Here is a 2,980-nt window from a genome sequence, read left to right on the forward strand (position 1 = left end):
AAAGTCGAGATACGCTGGCGGGCCAAAGGCTATACGCTGACCGAAGCGCAAAAGGCTGCCTTTGCCGCCCAGGTTGCGATCAAACAGCAGGAACGCAAAGCCGAACAACAGGCGCAGCATGTCAAAGTCGCACAAGCCATCAAGGAACTGTTGGTTATTGCCTTGCCTGCCAATGGTGATCATCCTTACCTACAGGATAAAAATGCAAGACCAGGTAGTTTAAAAGTTGTGCCGCAATCGTCAGCTGGTTTGCCGCAAGATTCCATCATCAGAATCTGCAATGACCGGCAGGAAGTCAAATCGGTTCGGGAACAACATCCCGACAGCCTCGTGTTTGTCGCGGGTGATCTGCTGCTGCCGATTTATGATGCGAATGGAGACATCTGGAGCGCACAGACGATGCAACCGAACGGCACCAAACTCTTTGTGGCAGGCAGTCAGAAAGAAGGTCACTTCCATGTGGTTGACGGTAACAGCCAGGATTCGGTGGAACTGACGGCACTCGACAACACCAAAGTCATCATTATTGCCGAAGGTTATTCCACTGCCGATACCGTATCGCAAGCCATGAATTGTCCGGTTGTGGCGGCATTCGATTCGGGTAATCTCATACCGGTTGCAAAACTATTGCATGAAAAGTATCCGAACAAACCCATCATTATCGCAGGTGATGACGATCAGCACCTGGTCGCGCTCAACGGGAAAAACATCGGCAGGGACAAAGCGCAGGAAGCAGCGAGACTGGTTAATGGCATCGCGGTCTTTCCAGTCTTCGCTGCCAATGAACAAGCATCACAGAAACTCAGCGATTTTAACGATCTGGCCAACAAAAGCGGGTTGGGAATGGAAGCCGTCAAACGACAGGTTGGTGCTGCAATCAAGAAAGTGATTCAGCAAACCACAATTCAGAAACACCCGACTCAAATCCAATCCAAAAACCAAAACCGGCATCAAGTCGGTACAAGAGCAAAAGCACAAAAACAGGCAATGGTTTAATACTGACAGGAGAATTAGTCATGCGTGATAATCTACAAACAACTCCTGTAAATCCATCCAGACTAGATGCAGGTGATCTCTATGACAACATTGAAATTCGTCCCAATACCAGCGAAGCACAAAAAGAAACTGGCAGAAACGCCTATATCGAACTGCTCGAATCTCAGGCTCGATGGGCAGGTGGCGCGATACTGGGTTGTCATTTCCCGGAAGACTTCAAAGAGCAAGGCGGAACCACGCTCTTAAACCGGCAAATCAAATCCGCCCATGAACTTGCCGTGATGGCACAGATACTGCGCGATCCGCGCTTCGAAACACTGCGCATATTTTATACCCGCAAAACCCGCATCATTCACCACACAGCCATCAGCTCCCGACTGCCCGGATCAGTGTATCTGGAACAGATCAACGGTACCGATCATCATCTGGGAGATTGGGTGAACAATACCCGATTTCGCGTACAGGCTGATGGTTACTGGCTGCTGCATAATCATCCCAGTGGGAATGCAGCCGCATCCCGCCAGGATGAAAGATTTACCGCGCAAATGGCGTCCCTTGCATCGGGCTTTAAAGGCCATGTCATTATCAACACCAACCAGTACAGCGTTATCGACTCAAAACTCGAGGTCAATTTCATCAACTGGATAGGCGGTCAGGCCGGTGGCTACCAGGGCGATGCTTACAAACAACATGATTGTTTGCTGGAAAACATTGCCACGCCGGATGATCTGGCAAGAATCGGCATGGCGTTGAAGCACAAAGATCAATACTTTAGCCTGATTGGCACCTATGCAACCGGTGCTGTTCAGTCGATCAGTGAATTGCCGAGTTCACTGCTGGCAAACTCACCCAAAATACTGTTGGCAAGATTGCAGAGATTTACAAGAAACGCCGGTGTGAGCTCGTTATTTGCCATCACGTCTGACAAGCACTTCAATCACCCGGTATTATTGAAGGCCTGTGAAACCGGGGTATTACGGGACGTTATCGGCATCAGCACCCATAATGATAATCGCGATTACCGCTCTCTCAGAAAAGAAGGGGTTATTGCAACTGGCCAAAATCTTGAAATCAGCGGCCTGTACAGAAAATCCCGAGCATTGATCACGGAAGATGACAACCTGCATGACCTTAAAAACAAAACAAGTAAAACTAACATGACAATACAAAAAGGCCGCCGGGGGCGCAGCCGCTAGAAAAGGATAAAGCAGGAAAAAAACAATGTGCGGCAGAGTTATTGAATACCAGCGTGAACTGATTTACTTCCCGAATCGGGACGCACGATTGCTGGTGGGTTGCATAACGATAATGTGGCCTGGGTTTCTGAGCAAACTGCAAGAAAGAAGCAAAGCGAGATTTTTCCAACGATGGTTGGGCGCTCTTTGACTCAATCCATGCCGGAAAATGGGAACTCTGGCATCTAAGGCTGTTGTCGATTGCAGCGGATCAATACACGGAAGAAGATAAGGACGGCCTGTCAATGCCGGAGTAAAAAGCTGCCAAATAGCGCGCGAAAAGTTTACCAATTTGGTTAATAAATAATCTCTTCAGCAAAATCTGTTGTTGTACCCAAGATCCGCGATTCAAGGATTGTAAATTAAAGGAATGCCCTGCCACACAAGTGATCCGGTAGAATTAAAGCTATCGAAACTTTCACCTATGGGGTGATAAAAGGAGGTGGGGCGATGCGAGTTTTGGCACAAATGGTGCTTCCGTTCCGGGTGGAGGCAACGGACGAGACATTGACAGCAAACGCTGGATTAGTGCTATTTGGCGAATTTGTCCATAGTCTGGGATTTAAGCGGTGGTTACAGCAAGAGATGCCAAAACCTGGTAGCGGGCGCATAGATGAAGCGACGGCTTATGTAACCCCACTGGTGCTCATGCTCAATGGTGGTGGCCGGTCGCTGGAGGATATGCGCACCCTCAAGAGCGACTCTGCATTATCCACTTTGCTGAAACTGAGTGTGCTGCCGAGCACAGA

Annotated in this window: 1 protein-coding gene and 2 pseudogenes; all 3 read left to right on the forward strand. The window is 48.9% G+C overall.

Annotated elements, in window-relative coordinates:
* A pseudogene (locus C8R30_RS15450) lies at positions 1–996 on the forward strand (zincin-like metallopeptidase domain-containing protein); the annotation flags it as partial.
* A 20-nt stretch (positions 997–1,016) separates the two neighbouring features.
* Entirely contained in the window at positions 1,017–2,192 is a 1,176-nt protein-coding gene (locus C8R30_RS15455) for a JAB domain-containing protein (protein ID WP_107790539.1), read from the forward strand.
* Positions 2,193–2,681: 489 nt separating this feature from the next.
* Positions 2,682–2,980: pseudogene (locus tag C8R30_RS15460) on the forward strand (IS1380 family transposase); the annotation flags it as partial.

The organism is Nitrosomonas nitrosa (assembly GCF_003051105.1).
GTDB classification, from domain to species: domain Bacteria; phylum Pseudomonadota; class Gammaproteobacteria; order Burkholderiales; family Nitrosomonadaceae; genus Nitrosomonas; species Nitrosomonas nitrosa.